We start from the raw sequence: 15,142 nt of genomic DNA on the forward strand, positions 1-15,142 counted from the left end.
TCCTTCCGGGATATCTGGCTCACCCTCAATGAAACCAGGGACGATTCAATCGCGGTGTCCGCCATGGTCGCGGTGACCGGATTCCCTGCCACTCTGCTACGCAGATGCGAGGCACCGCGTTGCGTGTTGTATTTCACCCGCTACAACCCCCGCCAACACTGGTGCAGTGACATCTGCGGCAATCGAGTACGCGTGGCCCGTTCCATGAGAACCGACCGCACACGTGGCACAGGGAACATTTCTTGAACCTGCCCGGAGGTACACAGGGCACCCTCGAGGTCGGGTTGGTGGCCCCGCCTGTCGCTCCGGGACAACGATAAAACGTTGTATGTGCAAGTGCCGTATGTGCAAGTGCTTCCCGAAATCGATCGTTCATTGGCGGATTGCAGCATTCATCGAGGCGGTCGGTGACAGTCGAACCTCGAGGCTCGCACCGACTGTGGCGATCCAAGGCACAGTCGGTGCGGGCCGAATCGATGATGGGAGCTCAGCTCGGCTGCAACGCCGGCTGCGGTGCTGCTACTCGCTGCTCTCGAATGAGCCAGGTCAGGACGGTTGACACGAGCAGGACCGCAGCGCCGCTGAGGAAAGAGATGCCATAACTGCCGGTGGCATCATGGAGCACGCCACCCATCAGCACACCGAGCGCAGCGAACAGTTGATGGATCAGCCAGGTCGAGCCGAGAATCCCGCCCATGGCGGTGCCACCGAAGCGATCCGCGATCAATCCTGTGGTCAGCGGGATCACGGGGAACGAGGACAGCCCGAAAAGGACGACGGCAACGGTGAGGAGCTGTCCGGTGCCGGCGAAAGCCAACACGAGGAAGCTCACGATGCGTACGAGATGCAATGCCAGCAGGGGACGGCGCTTGCCCCACCGTTTGGCGGCCCATTGACCGGTAGCCCACATCGAGGCAGCACTGCACACTGCGACGAGCGCCATCAGCCATCCGGCGGCAGAGGTCCCGAGCCCCAGCTCCACCGCGAGTTTCGGCATGTGGGTGGTGAACATGTAGAGCGAATAACCGCATCCCGCGAAGCTGAGGCCGATCAGCCAGAACTGAGGATCTTTCAGTGCTTGATGAAGGCTGGTTGCAGCGAGCGTCGGAACGGGGGTTCTCTCCGTTTCCAGTCCCACATCGCCGGGGTCATTCCGGGCGCCGAACCAGGTGACCGGAACGACGATGGCGAGCATCACACAGCCGAGGATCGCGAAGGCGGTTTGCCATCCGAACGTGGGGATCAGGACTCCTGCGAGCGGAAGTAGCAGTAGTTGGCCGGCGTTGATGCCCATCGAGCTGATCGCCAGTGCCTGGGGGCGCCGGCGTACGTGCCATCGCGTCACCAGGACCGATGCGGGCATCGAGCTGCAGCCGGCGAATCCGATCGCGACGATGATTCCGAAGAGCAGGACGAACTGCCAGAACTCGGTGATGGCCGCGAGAAGAAGGTAAGCCAGGCCCATCAGCGCGGCGCTGGCGGTCATCACCGTTCGTGGACCCGACCGGTCGATGAGCCGGCCCATGACCGGCTGGGCCAGCCCCCACATGAGGGTGCTCGCTGCGACGGTGCCGCTCGTGGCTGCGAGTGACCACCCGAAGTGCCCCATCAAGGGCGGGATGAATTGGCCGATTGCCAGATTCAGTCCGAAGGCGCCGGTCAGCGATATGAACGCCACTGCGGTGATGCGTGTGCCCCAGCGGCTGTGCAGTACGGACCTGTCCATGAATCCCCCCTAAGCTAATGGATGTGTATTGCTTGGCCGTTAGTTAGGTATCGCAGCACGAGATCTAACGCAAGTCAAACGGGGATACCATTAGTTCTATGACGCGACAGCCCCATCCCTCCCCGACTGCACCTCTGAGCGGAGAACCCCTCGCCCTGGAATTGGTGAACACCACCTACATCGACGGAGGACTCCGGGGGCATCGTGTCGACGCACTGACCACCACGGACCAGCTCACCGCCTGGGCGAGCGAACATGCCGGTCAGTTCAGTGATGAACTACCCGCGGTTCTCGTGGAACGAGCCTGCACCCCGCGCACCCACGAACAGTTCCTCTCGCTGCGCGAGGCGCTACGCAGCTGCCTGCAGTCCGTTGTCGAGCACGCAGTACCCAACGGCGAGTCCCTCGCGGTCATCAACGGATTCAGCCGCTACAGCGCATCTCGCCTGGAAATCTCACCCGGGAACCCTGTAGTGGTGACGCGGCGGTGGCAGGTCGACGATCCGTGGTTGATCGCGCTCGGCGAAGTCGCGTCCGACGCGTGCCGACTGCTGATGCCGGATCTGATCGGCCAGGTGCGGGCATGCCCCGCGCCGGGATGCATCCTCTTCTTCGTCAAGTCCCATCCTCGGCGAGAGTGGTGCTCACCGGTGTGCGGGAACCGCGCCCGGGTCGCACGGCATGCCCGTGCCGGTAGGACGGCGCCAGGGACGGCCTGACTTTCTCGTCGCCAGTCTCGCGCCAGCGACAACTCCGGCCAGCGGCACCATCAGGTCCACCGACCCACCCCGGACCGCAGCTCGCCGGCACCGCGATGCGTCAGCAGGGCGTGTGCACCGTCGCGGGGAGTCGTCAATGGTTCGTGTCGGACACTGTGATGCTCTCGAGTGACGTCGTTACCGTTGGGACGATCCCTCCGCTGCGGCGCACACCTCCGAGAACTCGCAGATTCGCCATCACAACGGGGCCGAGGCGGTCCACACTTCGTGCCATCCTCCCCGGTGCGCGCACAGCCAGTCGTTCGGTTCATGCGAATACGCCGGGAGTCAGCTCGAGCGCATCATAAAAAGGGGGTGAATGCAAGCGGCGGACCTCGAATAGCTCACGTTCACCCAGGCCCGGGTGGCGCCGGGATCAGTTCTGGTCTCGGTCTGCTGGGAATCTCGACATCGTCGAGCGAGAAGTCTCGATCCCAACCTCGGAAGGCATCGAAACCGGCCAGGTCTGAGCCCAACGCCATCGAGGTGGTGCAGGGGACGGTGGCGATCGTCAAGAGGGCCGTCTGGGGGTACCGGTCTGACCCGTGCTGGGCTCGCCCAGGCAGCCACCGGAGGCGCCTATTTCGACAGCGGCTGGACCGAGTCGACCATCGATCTCGGCGTCGAGGGCCACGTTCTGATTCTCGAGACCGGCAAGTAGACCGGCTCTTTCCTGCGGCGAAGTGCCGTGCCCGAGGGGTACGCACGTACCCCCCATCCTCGCATCCGGCGATCGGAACCGTCGAAGGGTGGGTGTGGCACGTGCCGCGGCACGGCATTTCGCGCCGCTGCTCCTCACGCGTCTGGTGCACCGGCACCCGTGGGCGGGGATGCCACTGCGCCCCGGCGGGGAGATGGCCGAAGCACGCGCGTCGTGCGATCGCGGCGAGTGGGGCAGTGGGATGTGCTGCGCTGGTGGCCATGACAGCACCCCGTAAGACCGAGGCCGCCGCCCGCGCGGCTGTCGCGCAGATGGAACCGATCATGGCTATCGAAGGCCGGCAGATGAGCGATGGGGACAAGGACCTGCTCGTCGATCTGATCCGCGGGGTGATCACCCCAGCGAGGCCGCGGTCATCATCACCCGCGAGGCGGGCTACGAGCTCGACTGAGCCCCCGCCCCTGTCGCTCGCACACCCACCGGTGTCGGTGCTGGTGTCTACGGTCGCAGCGCGCACAGCTCGCGCGTGCGGCCACAGACGAAACGGCCGCACCACGACACAGGAGGGGGAGTGGTCGATGCTCGACGACGAGGACCGCGGCTATCGGGACGGCCGCCGCGCGGGGGCGCGGTTCGCGCGCAACCCGACACGCGAGCCGAAAGATCCGGCGATCCCGCGGTGGGTGAGCGATCCGCATGTCTACCTGCGCTTCTGGCAGGAAGGCTGGGTGCAAGGCATGTCCGATCCGGCCGGCACCCGGCTGCGGCATCCCCGCAGCCGACCCGAATCTGCACCACCGCACCGGTATCGTCCGCGACCGAGCAGTCCCCATGTGAAGGAGACCTGAACCGTGCCGCGAAGTGTCATCGACAACCGGCTGCGTACCGCGGTACTGATAGGGACTGGACCGAAGATTCTCAACAAGTTCGTGAGAGTAGGCACTGACACGATCCCCAGCCGCTGAGCCCGGTGGGGTTCTCGGGCGAAGGCCCCTTGCGGATGCTCGGTGTGGACGGGTTCGTCGTGACCACGCTGTCTGTCACCGTTAGTGATACCATTTGGTATATGTCCAGTTGAGGTGGTGAATATGATGTCGGTGGCGTTCGAGAACGATATCGAGCGGCAATTGCGTGCGATTTCCCCGCGCGCCGAGCTTGCGCAGCTCGAGAAGATCCGCGCGGTCCTCGCCGCGGTCGAGGCCGGATGGTCGCAGCGTCAGATCGCCCGCCGTGTCGGGGTGGAGCAGCCCGAGATCAGCCGACTACTGAAGAAGGCTCGTCTGCGGCCGGATATCCGCGAGCGCACCCCTCGTGAGGTGCTGCTGCGGTACGCGGTCGGTGAGCTCGATCACGAGCAGATGATGGACGAACTCGAGCACTGGGACTACACCTTCGGTGGCCCGCCCGAGGGCGACCCGAATGCCGACGTCTACGTGCGGGGGAGCTGGGATCAGATCGAACGCGCCGGGGATCTGCTCTCCGATACCGATTATCAGCGCTTGTTCGAGGTCACCGCGGCGCGGCGGGCGGCGAGCCGCCACTAGTGGAACAGCTGTGCGTCAAGACCCATACCGTTCTCGACTCGTGGTGCGCCCCGGGCGGGATACTCGACGCTGGTGGCGTGCGGGCGTCGTTTCGCCTGTACGCCGACGACCCGCGCCGCCGCCGCACCAAGGACGCGATCGTCGAGGCGTATCTGGCCGAGCAGGACGGCATCGAGCACGGTGGCCGGTGCGCGATCGTCACCGCCGGTGTTCCCGGCGCCGGTAAGTCCACCGCGATCGAATCCCGCGGTCTGGCAGGACACGGCTGGCGTGTCCTCGATGCGGATCGGATCAAAGATCATCTGATCGGTGACGGGCTCGGCCGCGGCGTCTACGACGATCTGCTCGGCATGGTCTTGCCGGACGGGCGCCGGTTGCGTCCACGGGAGTTGGCCACGCTCGTGCACCGCGAATCCACCGAGATTCTCGACATGGCACGGGAACGCTGTGTCAGGGCGGGGGAGAACATCGTCATCGAAGGCACTTTCCGCTGGGACGGTCTCGGCGCGCAGTTGCTCACCGAACTCGGCGGTGCCGGCTATACGGATCTGACCATCGTCGATGTGGAAGTCACCTGCGACACTGCCCTTCATCGTGCGCAGGACAGATGGTGGACCGGTCGCATCGACCCGGACAACGACCTCGGTGGCCGTTTCACTCCGACCTCGGCGATCACCGATCTGTATCCGGACGGGGCGACGCGGTCGATCTGTGCGCGCAATGCACGGGCGGCGTTCGAGCATCCGCTCTCGGCGGTGATCGAGTCGATGACGTTGTTCGTCGACGATTACACGACCGGCACGCATGTGGAGTCGACGGTGACCAAACACAACGGCGTCGTCAACTACGAGTCGCACACCGCGCCGTAGCCGTCCTGGCCTGCGCAGTGCTGCACCGGATGCTCTGGTCGCCGAGTTCCAGTTCCACACCGACGTTCCAGTTCCACACCGACGCCTCGCAGCAGGTCGAGGACGACACCCACGCCGACTACGAACGCGCCCGCGACACCAGCGTTCCCGCCACCGAGCGGGTCGCGCTGATCGAGAAGATGACCGCCCGCTGGGCGCAGGTCCCCACCCCACCCGGGCTCACGGAACTGTCCGAGCTCGGTGGTTGCCCGGTCACCCCGAAGAACTACGCACCACGGAAGATCAATCGCGGAAGGGACACGTGATGAGCCTCTACACCGTCAACTACCTCGGTCAGGATCAGTGGCTCGCCTACGAGGACACGCAGGCCGCCCGGATCTACGCGTATGTCCCGAACCTGGGCCGGTTCGTGCTGCACCGCCAGCTCGGCCAGGACTTCTACTGGGACAACGAACTCGACTGGACCCCTGTCGATGCAGCGACCGGCCACGCGCTGGTTGAGGCCGGCCAGCTCGGCAAGCTCGACGGTCGCCGGCACCGGGATCTGCTCGATGAGTTGACCGCCGAACCTGACCACAAGACGCTGGCCGAGGTGTTCGGTGCCCAGCCTGTCCCTGAGCGCATCCCTTCGCCGCAGGAGTTCGCTGCGGCGAAGGTCCATGCCCTGGCCGCTGCTGCACCGGGAAAGTGGCTGACCTACAAGGTCTACGACCGCGACAAGCGTAAGGCGGCCAGCGTCGCCGCCCGCGATCTGCGCACCGGGAAGATCGCCGCGGTCCGCAAGTCCGGTCTGCACATCGACTCCCGGGTGACCTCGACCGTCGATGGTCGCTTCGCTGTGGAGATCGCCCGCACCGCCTGAACGATGTTCCATGTTCCGGCCGGCAGGAACGACGCGCCCAATCTCGGTGCGGGGAAGGGACGCGGAAGATGAACATGTCCGGTATCGGGGCTCCGGTTGCCGGCTACTGCTGGCTGAGGGTCCACACTGCCATCGCGGTGCTGCCGTCGGTGTCGATCAGGACCATTTCGTCGGGGGTCATGCCCTGGGGGACCTCGAACATGATGGTTCCTCGGCGCCGATCGCCGGTGCGGATATTGCCCGAACCGAGGTCAGGGTCCGGGGCGAGACTCGACGCGGTGACGATGTCACCTTCGGGGGTGTGTAGCTCGAAATACAGGGAGTTGTAGACGAACTCACCTGTCAGGTTCTCGATTTCCACCCACGCGGTGTACTCGTTGCCGTGCAGCGACAGCACGTATGCCTCGGCCTGTGCGGGGGTGATCGCTCCGTAGTCCGACACGGTCACTGTTCCGGTGCCGGTGACACCTTGAGTAGGCCCGTACTGCTCTTGGGTGATCGTGACGGTTTCACCCATCGCGACTTCGGGGATTTCCGGGCTCGGGGGCGGGGTCTGATCCATCTGGCCTTCAATCCAGCTGTCGGATTGTGGTGGTCCGGAAGTGGTGGTGTCGTTGGTCCAGGGACCGCGTCACCAAGTACAGGCACTTGAGCGCCGATGCCTCGTTGGGAAAGTGCCCTCGGGCGCGGACCGCCCGCCGATAACAAGCATTGATCGACTCGATCGCGAACGCCCTCGCAGATCACCCGCCGGATCTCGACGTCGTACTCGAGGAACGGAACGAACTCCGCCCAAGCCTTCTCCCACAACTGCACGATCGCCGGCTACCGCTCGCCCCACTCGGCGGCGAACTCGGGTGAATCGATCCTTCGCGGCCTGCTCACTCGGAGCCGTGTAGACCGGCTTGAGGGACTTGACGATCGCATCGCGATGCTGCCGTCCGGCGTACCGGAAGCTGTTGCGGATCAGGTGAACGATGCACTGCTGGACGACCGTGCGCTCCCAGGTGGTGTTGATCGCTTCCGGCAGGCCTTTCAGCCCGTCACACACGGCGATGAATACGTCCTCGACGCCGCGGTTCTTCAATTCGCTGAACACCTGCAACCAGAACCGGGCGCCTTCAGCACCGTCGCCGGCCCAGATGCCGAGAATGTCGCGTTCTCCGCTGACGGTCACGCCCATCACGACGTAGAACGGGGTATTGCGCACCTGCCCGTCACGGACCTTCACCACGATCGCGTCGACGAAGATGACCGGGTAGATCGGATCCAGTGGCCGGGAGGACCACTCGGCGAGTTCGGCGGTCACCTTCTCGGTGGGGGTACCTCCCTGCAGGTAGTGCTCGGGGGAATCCTGCTGATGGTGTCTTTGGAGACCTTCGCCCCGTAGACCTCGTCGAAGTGCGCGGCGATCTCACCGGTGGTCAACCCACGGGCGGTCAACAAGAGCACGATCTGATCGATCCCGTCGAGCCGGCGTTTGCGTTTCGGGACGATGACCGGTTCGAACGAGCCGTCCCGGTCCCGAGGAACTTCGATCTCCACCAGCCCGATCTGGCGTCAGTACGGTCTTGGTGCGGGTCCCGTTGCGCATGGTCTCCGTGATCGGTGTTCCGCCGTCTTCGTAACCGAGGTGCTCGGCCAGTTCTGATTCCAGAACGGTCTCGAGCACGCTCTTGGTGAGCTGGCTCAGCAGGCCTCCCGGCCCGACCAGGCTCACGCCCTGCTCCTTCGCCTACGCGAGCAAACGCTCCGCGAGCTCCTTCCGATCGATGATCTCCCCGGTCACGGGATCAATGATCGCCTCGCTCAGCACTTCTGTCGTGTCAGTCACGGTCATTTCCTTTCGGGTCAGACCGGACCTTCACACACCGTTTTCCGGACAGTCCCTGCCGGTGCGCCGTGCCCGAGGAATGCGCCGAGGTCCGTCGCCGGATGCACTTCGTGTCCATGCGCGATGGTGAGGGGCTGATGTACCTGCTCGCCGCGGCGCTCGGCTACACGGTCGCCGAGCCCTGACCTGCCGACGGTCGGGCTGTGTTCATGTGGCCCGAGGGTGGTGAGGGGTTCTTCGATGGCGGAGTCCTGTGTGCTGTTCTGTCGAGCTTGGGTTGGATCGGTCCGAGCTGGCGCCGGGAGTACTCGGCAGGGAGTGCACAATCGTGTCTGTGCAAACCGTGATTACGGCGGTGGGTGTCACTGACCTGCCGGGATAAAGAAAGTGTCGTAGATCACATACGCAGTCGCGCTGCAGCCCGGGTCGCTTTCGCTATATAGTCGCCGCGGGGAGAATCCGGCGGCGAACTTTCCGCCCCGGCACGTACGGCCAAGGGGGGCGTAATCTCGGTGTCTGCATCTATTTCCTGTGTCACTGCGCATCTTCCGACAAAAATTGAATCAAATCCGGAGTTGTCTACTCGGGTGGATACCTCCGACGAATGGATCCGGTCACGCACTGGAATTTCCCAGCGTCGTTTGGTGGAGACTGGAACGTCCACTTCTGACCTGGCTGTGGAAGCACTAGCTGAGTTCGCTGCAATTTACCGCGACGTACCGATTGACGCACTGGTTCTCGCTACCACTTCTCCGGATCGAACCTGCCCCGCCACCGCTCCGGAGATCGCCGCGAGGGCAGGTCTAGGAACGATCGGCGCCTACGACATCAACTCCGCCTGCTCCGGCTACCTGTACGGCCTCGCGACAGCGACTGGCTTGGTCAGTGCTGGGATTGCTCGTTGTGTCGCGCTCGTCACCAGTGAAACCTTCAGCTACTTCGTCGATCCGTTCGACCGAAATACTGCGCCATTGTTCGGTGACGCAGCCACAGTAACCATCGTCGAGCCTACGGCCGCTGGTTCCGGCTCGATCGGTCCGTTCGACCTCGGTGCTGACGGCGCCAACTTGGGCCTGCTCGAAATCCCCGCGACCGGCACGCGCGCGCGATCCGCGGCTGGGCGAGGTAACCCCGTGACCTGGACCCACCAGCAGTATCTGCAGATGAACGGACGCCAGCTTTTCATCGAAGCTGTCGACCGGATGGCCAGCTCATGCCATACGGTGCTCGAACGCTCCGGCTTGGGTATGGACGATATCGATCGTCTGATCGTGCACCAGGCCAATGCCCGAATCGCGAAGGCGCTTAGCGAGAGCCTTGAAGTGTCTCCAGAAAAGGCGCCAGGAAACATCGCCTCGGTCGGGAACACGCTAGCCTCGTCAATTCCCCTGTTACTCGCTGAAAGCGCGCGCGACGGAATCGTCGAACCAGGCCATAGACTACTGATCACTGCATTCGGCGCGGGCCTTTCCTGGGGTTCCTGCATCGTGAATTGGAATCCGCACCGCGCTTGATTCGACTTCCGGAATTCAACCGAATTTCCGGATTCACAAATGCAAGGGGAGCACAATGAACGCCAATGAAATCATCAAGGAAGTCCTCACCCAGAAGTTCGAGGTGGATGGCGCCGACATCACAGATGAAGCCACCTTTGAGACCATGGACCTCGATTCACTCTCCCAAGTGGAGTTCGGCACAGCCCTGCGCAAGCGCCTCGGCATCGACCTCACGGACGCCGAATTGCAGGAAGTGGAGACTCTTAGCGACGTGTACGCCCTGGTAGAACAAAAGCTTCCGGTGCGATGACCCCCGTGATAGTCGCCTCCGGCGTCGGTGTGGTGAGTCCCGCCGGCGTCGGGGTGGAGCTGTTCCTCCACGCGGCCTACGAAGGGCATTCGCTGGCAACCACAGACACCCGGCTTATAGGATGCCCAGTTGAGATTGCTTGCGGGGTTACTGATTTCGTCGCCAAGGACCACGGTATCGCCCGCGCCAACCTGCTCGATCGATATACCCAGTTCGCCTTGATCGCCGCCGACGAGGCAATGCGACAGGCCGGACACACCAAAGAGAGTACCGAGAACGCCCGGGTTGCCGTGGTTCTTGGCTCCGGCGCGGGTGGGGTGAGGACCTTCGAGGAGCAGACCCGACTCTTCATAGAGGACGGCTTCGACACCATGTCGCCGATGGTGCTACCCGCCGGTTTGCTGAACATGGCAGCCGGACAGGTGGCCATTCGGCATTACGCTACCGGTCCGTGCCTGGCGCCCTGTACGGCGTGCGCGTCGGGTGCTACCGCGATCGGACTGGCCAAACAGATGTTGGAACGCGACGAGGCCGATATCGTAATTGCTGGCGGCGCGGAGGCCCCGGTCACGCCGATGTTCACTTCCGCTTTCGCCCGCATGGGCACGCTATCGCGTGCCGACGTGGATCCCGCGAAAGCATCCCGGCCCTTCGACCGACACCGAGACGGCTTCGTGATCGGTGAAGGCGCGGCGCTGATGGTGTTGGAACGGGCCGTCGATGTGCGGGCACGCGGTGGCACACCAATGGTGAGAGTGGCCGGTTACGGAGCCTCTGCCGACGCACACCACGTGACCACGCCCCATCCGAACGGTGCCGGAGCGGTCCGCGCCATGCGCGCCGCGATTGCTGATGCGGGACTCGCTGCCAGCGATCTCGACTACGTCAACGCGCACGGTACCTCCACCCGGTACAACGACTTCACCGAAGCCAGCGCAATCACCGAGGTGCTAGGTGAGGGAACACTCGTCAGCTCCACCAAGGGCGTCTTCGGCCATGCGCTTGGCGCCGCCGCTGCACTCGAGGCCGTAATAGCCGCTGCCGCCGTCACCAGTCAGCGGGTACCGCCCACCGCCAACCTAGTCGACCCCGACGATGCCTGTGCGGCACTGGACATGGTGATGGGTTCGGCTCGTGAAACCTCAATCACCGCCGTCCTAAGCAACTCCTTCGGCTTCGGCGGTCAAAACGCGTCGTTGCTCTTCACCTCCAGTTAGGATCTGACCGTTGACTCTGGACAGCTACGTCGAACTCTGCTTCGACGGCCGGTACAACGAAGTGCACAAGCCGGTGCGTGCCCTACTCACCAACGAAATCTTCGACCCCCGCTCAGGGCTTACTGCCAACGAGAATGGCCGCCTGGCCTATGAGAGGGCCCGGTTTGTCGGCCGCCACTCGATCCGGCCCTCGGTCGCTGCCGACGATATCTACCAACTCTGCGCGCTCGCCGAATGGCCTGGACTGTGCGATGTGTCGGTCTTCTCGATCCTCATGGTCCACTACAACCTGATGGTGGCCACCGTGGTCGACCGGATGCACCCGAACGCGTACGTGACTCCTATGCTGGCCGAACTCGACGAATTCGATTCGTTCGGCCCGTACCTGGCCACCGAACTCGGATACGGAAACAATGTCGCGAACCTACAGACCACTGCCACCTACGACACCGAGACCCGCGAGTTTGTCCTGCACACACCCGACGTACTGGCCTCGAAGCACATGTCTTACAGCGGCTTCTCCGACGTTCCGAAAATCGCGGTGGTACTGGCACGCACCATCATTCGTGGCCACGACCACGGTGTCTTCCCGTTCCTCGTGCGACTGACCACCGCACAGGGCGCCGTGACAGGTATCCGCACTGCCGCCTGTCCGGAGAAGCCGGTACAGGGATTAGACAATGGAATCACCCAGTTCGACGAGTACCGCGTGCCGCAGCAAGCGTGGCTATCGCGTGGACTGGCTGCTCTCTCCCCTGAAGGTGAGTTCGTAGCCGAACTGGCCAACCCGCGACGCCGATTTCTTGCCTCGATGTCCCGTATCTTCCCAGGCCGGTTGTGCGTGAGCAGTGCCGCGCTCGGCGCTTCCAAGGCTGCGCTCTACATTGCGCTCCGCTTTTCCAGCGCGCGGCTCACAAGTGCCCCGGGGTCCAAGCCTCGCGCAGTTCGGGTGCACCTTCCTTATCGCGCGCAGCTGTACCCGGCTCTGGCCGTTACCTACGCCCTCACTGCGCAGCTCAACGCGCTCAAGGCCAGATACGAGATGGATCCCACCGATCTCGCGTTGCAGACCGAGATTTCGGCCACAAAGGCCGTAACCACTCTGGTGGTGCAGGACATCGTCATGGCTTGCCGCGAACGATGCGGCGCACAGGGGATATTCGCCGTGAACCGGATCATCGACTATATCTCGCTGGTGCAGGGCCTGGTGACTGCTGAGGGCGATAGCCAGGTGCTGCTTGCGACCGCAGCCGGTCAGAAACTGGCCAGTACCACCGAGCAAATCGGCCCGAGAGCGCGCGCTGCGCGGCTTCCAGTGCTGGAGCTGCTTGCACGACGCACAGACCTGGCAGCCAAGCGCTATTACGAGACCCGGGCTTCCGAGGATGCTGCAATGACAGCATTCGACGGCATCAACCAGGCCGCTCCGATCGCACTCGACTTCGGCCGATCCTGGATCCTCGAGAGGTCCGTAGAAATGCTCCTCAACCGGGCCGCGTCACTCACCGACACACACGCCCAGGACGTGATACTCAGACTCGCCGAACTGGTGGCGGTGTCCGACCTTGTCCGTGATCCGCTCGATCTGATAGCCGATGGCGCTGTACGATCCGACGACCCCGCACAGTGGCGCACCCGGATGCTCCAGCTCTGCGACAACCTCGACCCCGAGATCGACCAGTTGATCGAGGCGTTCGGCTTCACCCCCGAACTGCTGCGAGCCCCGATCGCCGAAGCTGACTACGCGACAGCATTCCTGAACCGCTGCGTCGGCACCGCCACCACCGCGTTCGCACGATGAGCGTCCTCGTCCTCGGCGGCCGGGGTGGTCTGGGCTCCTCGGTGGTGGGCACCCTCACAGAAGGCGGTGTACCGCTGCGCTACACCTCTCGACGGCCCATCGGCGACGACGACCGCGAACTCGCCTGTGAAATGTCGAATCCAGCAAGTCTCGCCGCATGCGCGAAACGCGCGATCGACGAGCTGGGCCAGGTGAAGGCGCTGGTGGTAATGGCGGGCACCATGCGTGACGGTCTGCTGATCTCAGCCGACCCGGCCGCACTCGACGAAGTGATTCGGGTCAACTTGCTCGGTTCGATGCTCGCCGTTCAGGCACTGCTGCCGCATTTCGTTGAGCACCGACACGGCCGGATCGTGCTGGTAGGTTCGGCCAGCGGCATGCGCGGCAGCCCGGGACAGGCGAACTACGCGGCGAGCAAGGCCGGGCTGATTGGCCTCGCCCGCTCAATAACGCTGGAATACGCCAAGCGTGGCATCACGTGCAATGTGGTTTCGCCCGGGTTCATCGATGCAGGGATGGCAGCTGAACTGTCCAACACGCGACGAGCTGAAGTGCTCCGCCAGATTCCGGCGGACCGGCTGGGCCGTCCGGAGGAGATCGCGTCGGCTGTCACGTTTCTCATCGACGATTCCAGCGGCTACATCACCGGATCGGTGCTGACAGTCGACGGCGGATACGGGATGGGGTACTGACATGACGACACTGACGTCATTGGAAGACGTGCTACCAACTGGGCGGGTCGTGCGCGACCCGGCGATTCTCGCAGGTTACCGACATGACCGGGAACAGGCGCCGTGGGCGGAACCTGCGGCGCTCGTCCGACCCACCAGTACCGACGAAGTCGCCGCCGTGATCGCCTGGGCCAACGCAACCCGAACCCCCGTCGTTCCGAGGGGCGCCGGCACTGGACTGAGCGGCGGCGCCAACGCAGTGCCCGGCTCGGTCGTGCTGTGCGTCGAGCAGATGAACCGGATTCTCGAGATCGACCCAGTCGAGCGGCTTGCGGTCGTGCAACCGGGCGTACTCAACCAGCAATTACGGACTGCGGTAGCCGAGATTGGTTTATGGTACCCGCCGGATCCCTCCAGCCGCGAGATGTGCTCACTCGGCGGCAATGTGGCCACCAATGCTGGCGGATTGTGCTGTGTCCGCTACGGAGTGACCCGTGACTACGTGCTGGAACTCGAGGTTGTGACCGGCGCTGGACAAGTACTAAGACTCGGCAGTCGAACCGCGAAGAATGCAGTGGGATACCACCTCGCCGGACTGTTTGTAGGTTCGGAAGGCACTCTCGGTGTAGTCACCGAGATCACCCTGCGCCTGCAACCATGTCGGTCCCCGCTGATCACGATTGTCGGCGCGTTTGAGTCCACAGCTATGGCCGCGTCCGCTGCTGTCTCAGCCATGCGCGCAGACGGCGTGAGCGTGGAAATCTGCGAACTGATGGACGAAGCCACGTTCACCGCTGTTGACACATTGATGCCGCTCGAACTGCCTGATGAGGCCACCAGCATGGTGCTGCTACAGGTCACGAACGAGTCGGCTGCAGCTCGGACGGTTACGGTGTTGGAAGCCGCTGGCGCACTGTGGGCGCATCGCAGCGAATCCCCGCAGGAGAGCGATCTGCTGATCGAAGCTCGACGACGGGCGTTCGAAGCGGTTAGCCGACTGGGCGCAGTGACTACAGAGGACGTGTGCGTGCCCGTGGGACAAGTGGGGCTGGTGCTCACTGAAATCGAATCCATTGCGAAAAAGCTCGGAGTTCCCATCGCGACCGTGGCACATGTCGGTGACGGAAACTTGCATCCGATGCTAATCAACGACGGTTCGCTGTCCCCGGTCGCGGTGCGCGCGGCGTTCGACGCGATTCTGTCGGTGGCCGTCGCTGCTGGCGGCACCGTGACCGGGGAACATGGTGTCGGCTTACTCAAACGAGACGCAGCGATTGGCCAACTCGGTGACCTCGTGGTGGAGCTGAACAGCCAGGTGAAGTCTGTGTTCGACCCCAATCACATTATGAATCCCGGTAAGGTCGCGGTCCGCGCGACGGCACAGGAGGTCTGA

The 15,142-nt window shown here is 63.7% G+C and carries 16 protein-coding genes and 1 pseudogene; 14 read left to right on the forward strand and 3 right to left on the reverse strand.

The window, feature by feature from the left end; all coding sequences use genetic code 11:
- Nucleotides 1-63: 63 nt before the first annotated feature.
- On the forward strand, nucleotides 64-246 hold the full coding sequence (locus BO226_RS26025; protein WP_071936732.1) for a CGNR zinc finger domain-containing protein: 183 nt from the start codon (nucleotides 64-66) through the stop codon (nucleotides 244-246).
- 241 nt (nucleotides 247-487) lie between these two features.
- Here BO226_RS26025 and BO226_RS26030 read toward each other — a convergent pair whose 3' ends face one another.
- Nucleotides 488-1,726 carry an MFS transporter gene (locus BO226_RS26030; protein ID WP_071936733.1) on the reverse strand — a complete coding sequence of 413 codons (1,239 nt, stop codon included), beginning with the start codon at nucleotides 1,724-1,726 and terminating at the stop codon, nucleotides 488-490.
- Nucleotides 1,727-1,824: 98 nt separating this feature from the next.
- Here BO226_RS26030 and BO226_RS26035 point away from each other — a divergent pair, with 98 nt between their 5' ends.
- From BO226_RS26035 to BO226_RS26065, 7 genes are all read left to right on the forward strand, one after another.
- Nucleotides 1,825-2,445 (forward strand): CGNR zinc finger domain-containing protein, encoded by a 621-nt coding sequence (locus BO226_RS26035; protein WP_230826424.1) that lies wholly within the window; start codon nucleotides 1,825-1,827, stop codon nucleotides 2,443-2,445.
- Between the two features lie 788 nt (nucleotides 2,446-3,233).
- On the forward strand, nucleotides 3,234-3,422 hold the full coding sequence (locus BO226_RS27520) for a hypothetical protein (protein WP_156666291.1): 189 nt from the start codon (nucleotides 3,234-3,236) through the stop codon (nucleotides 3,420-3,422).
- Between the two features lie 301 nt (nucleotides 3,423-3,723).
- A complete protein-coding gene (locus BO226_RS26045) occupies nucleotides 3,724-3,993 on the forward strand; it encodes a hypothetical protein (protein ID WP_064257732.1) in 270 nt (89 codons plus the stop codon).
- Nucleotides 3,994-4,236: 243 nt separating this feature from the next.
- Nucleotides 4,237-4,689 carry a hypothetical protein gene (locus BO226_RS26050; protein WP_332260673.1) on the forward strand — a complete coding sequence of 151 codons (453 nt, stop codon included), beginning with the start codon at nucleotides 4,237-4,239 and terminating at the stop codon, nucleotides 4,687-4,689.
- 77 nt (nucleotides 4,690-4,766) lie between these two features.
- Nucleotides 4,767-5,558, forward strand: coding sequence for a zeta toxin family protein (locus BO226_RS26055; RefSeq protein ID WP_156895442.1), 792 nt, complete (start codon nucleotides 4,767-4,769; stop codon nucleotides 5,556-5,558).
- A 29-nt stretch (nucleotides 5,559-5,587) separates the two neighbouring features.
- Nucleotides 5,588-5,863: a hypothetical protein gene (locus BO226_RS26060; protein ID WP_156895443.1), complete on the forward strand. Its 276-nt coding sequence runs from the start codon at nucleotides 5,588-5,590 to the stop codon at nucleotides 5,861-5,863.
- Nucleotides 5,863-6,420, forward strand: coding sequence for a hypothetical protein (locus BO226_RS26065; protein ID WP_071936737.1), 558 nt, complete (start codon nucleotides 5,863-5,865; stop codon nucleotides 6,418-6,420). Before BO226_RS26060 ends, BO226_RS26065 begins: the two co-directional genes overlap by 1 nt.
- Nucleotides 6,421-6,523: 103 nt before the next feature.
- Here BO226_RS26065 and BO226_RS26070 read toward each other — a convergent pair whose 3' ends face one another.
- Nucleotides 6,524-6,982 (reverse strand): DUF4352 domain-containing protein, encoded by a 459-nt coding sequence (locus BO226_RS26070; protein ID WP_064257610.1) that lies wholly within the window; start codon nucleotides 6,980-6,982, stop codon nucleotides 6,524-6,526.
- A gap of 55 nt (nucleotides 6,983-7,037) precedes the next feature.
- Nucleotides 7,038-8,155: pseudogene (locus BO226_RS26075) on the reverse strand (IS256 family transposase); the annotation flags it as partial.
- A 611-nt stretch (nucleotides 8,156-8,766) separates the two neighbouring features.
- On the opposite strand from BO226_RS26075, the gene BO226_RS26080 reads away from it, so the two are divergent.
- The 6 genes from BO226_RS26080 to BO226_RS26105 are packed head-to-tail and all read left to right on the forward strand — an operon-like array spanning nucleotide 8,767 to nucleotide 15,142.
- Entirely contained in the window at nucleotides 8,767-9,768 is a 1,002-nt protein-coding gene (locus BO226_RS26080) for a beta-ketoacyl-ACP synthase 3 (protein WP_197481946.1), read from the forward strand.
- 55 nt (nucleotides 9,769-9,823) lie between these two features.
- On the forward strand, nucleotides 9,824-10,060 hold the full coding sequence (locus tag BO226_RS26085) for an acyl carrier protein (protein ID WP_064257606.1): 237 nt from the start codon (nucleotides 9,824-9,826) through the stop codon (nucleotides 10,058-10,060).
- A gap of 5 nt (nucleotides 10,061-10,065) precedes the next feature.
- The gene (locus tag BO226_RS26090) at nucleotides 10,066-11,277 is read left to right on the forward strand and encodes a beta-ketoacyl-[acyl-carrier-protein] synthase family protein (protein WP_442977411.1); all 1,212 of its coding nucleotides are present in this window, start codon (nucleotides 10,066-10,068) and stop codon (nucleotides 11,275-11,277) included.
- 10 nt (nucleotides 11,278-11,287) lie between these two features.
- A complete protein-coding gene (locus BO226_RS26095) occupies nucleotides 11,288-13,078 on the forward strand; it encodes an acyl-CoA dehydrogenase family protein (RefSeq protein ID WP_064257604.1) in 1,791 nt (596 codons plus the stop codon).
- Entirely contained in the window at nucleotides 13,075-13,770 is a 696-nt protein-coding gene (locus BO226_RS26100; protein WP_064257603.1) for an SDR family oxidoreductase, read from the forward strand. The genes BO226_RS26095 and BO226_RS26100 overlap by 4 nt, the downstream gene beginning before the upstream one ends.
- Nucleotide 13,771: 1 nt before the next feature.
- Nucleotides 13,772-15,142, forward strand: a complete 1,371-nt coding sequence (locus BO226_RS26105) for an FAD-binding oxidoreductase (protein ID WP_064257602.1) — start codon at nucleotides 13,772-13,774, stop codon at nucleotides 15,140-15,142.

This window comes from Rhodococcus sp. 2G, from assembly GCF_001886355.1.
GTDB classification, from domain to species: Bacteria; Actinomycetota; Actinomycetes; order Mycobacteriales; family Mycobacteriaceae; genus Rhodococcus; species Rhodococcus pyridinivorans.